Source organism: Flavobacterium sp. UBA4854 (genome assembly GCF_002399805.1).
GTDB lineage: Bacteria > Bacteroidota > Bacteroidia > Flavobacteriales > Flavobacteriaceae > Flavobacterium > Flavobacterium ginsengisoli.
Genome location: NZ_DHEI01000108.1, coordinates 1 through 779, shown reverse-complemented (window position 1 = coordinate 779; position 779 = coordinate 1). Strand labels below are relative to the sequence as shown.

The following is a 779-nucleotide window of genomic DNA, read 5'->3' as shown; positions in this document are numbered from 1 at the left end:
GAATTGAAAATTATTAACCGAAAAGTATACAGATAAAAAAAATCCCATTTTATGATTAAAGTCATAAAACGCAACACTATTGTCGTCGTAATTTTGTTCATATAAAAAACTGAATATCATGACACTATATCAAACAACATTCGACATTTTTAATAGAAATTATATGGGTTCTGCTGCAATGGCAGTAATTGGACAAAGCTGTTTAGGAGGCGCTGCTGCTATGTATGTTTTAGCCAACGGAACTTCTATCCCGCAAATGATTCAATTAGGAATTATTGTTTTAGCTTGTGTTTTTGCAAATACATCTATATTGGCACAAATGAAACATAAAGTAGTTTTCAATCTTATTATGCTAAGCGCGACTTTAAGCTTGTTTTTTATACTTTTAAATAGTTTGATTCTATGAAAAAACAAATAGAAAATAGAACTGATGTGTCTTTTTTAGTACATCAGTTTTATGCTAAAATAAGAGCCGATCGAGAAATCGGCTTTTATTTTAATGAAATAATTTCTGATTGGGATGCACATCTTGAAAAACTAACTGATTTTTGGGAAACAAATCTATTTGGCGTTCGCAAATACAAAGGAAATCCACATGAGGTTCACAATGAGGTTGATGCTCATTTTGACGAAAAAATTACACCAAACGAATTTGGAATCTGGCTCAATCATTGGTTCCAAACTATTGACGAACATTTTGAAGGTGAAAATGCCGATACATTAAAAAGACGCGCTCAAAAAATGAGTACTTTTTTATATATGAGTATGTTTCAGCATCG

2 protein-coding genes are annotated in these 779 nt (G+C 31.3%); both read left to right on the top strand.

Annotated features, from left to right (window positions below; translation table 11 throughout):
• Positions 1-118 precede the first annotated feature (118 nt).
• Positions 119-406 carry a hypothetical protein gene (locus B3J44_RS15980; RefSeq protein ID WP_198854551.1) on the top strand — a complete coding sequence of 96 codons (288 nt, stop codon included), beginning with the start codon at positions 119-121 and terminating at the stop codon, positions 404-406.
• The coding region (locus B3J44_RS15975) for a group III truncated hemoglobin (protein WP_286969619.1) at positions 403-779 on the top strand (377 nt) is incomplete at its 3' end. The genes B3J44_RS15980 and B3J44_RS15975, both read left to right, overlap by 4 nt.

Bases quoted from the DNA above. Each gene is read 5' to 3' on its own strand.
- B3J44_RS15980 (WP_198854551.1), top strand. From the start codon at position 119: ATGACACTATATCAAACAACATTCGACATTTTTAATAGAAATTATATG.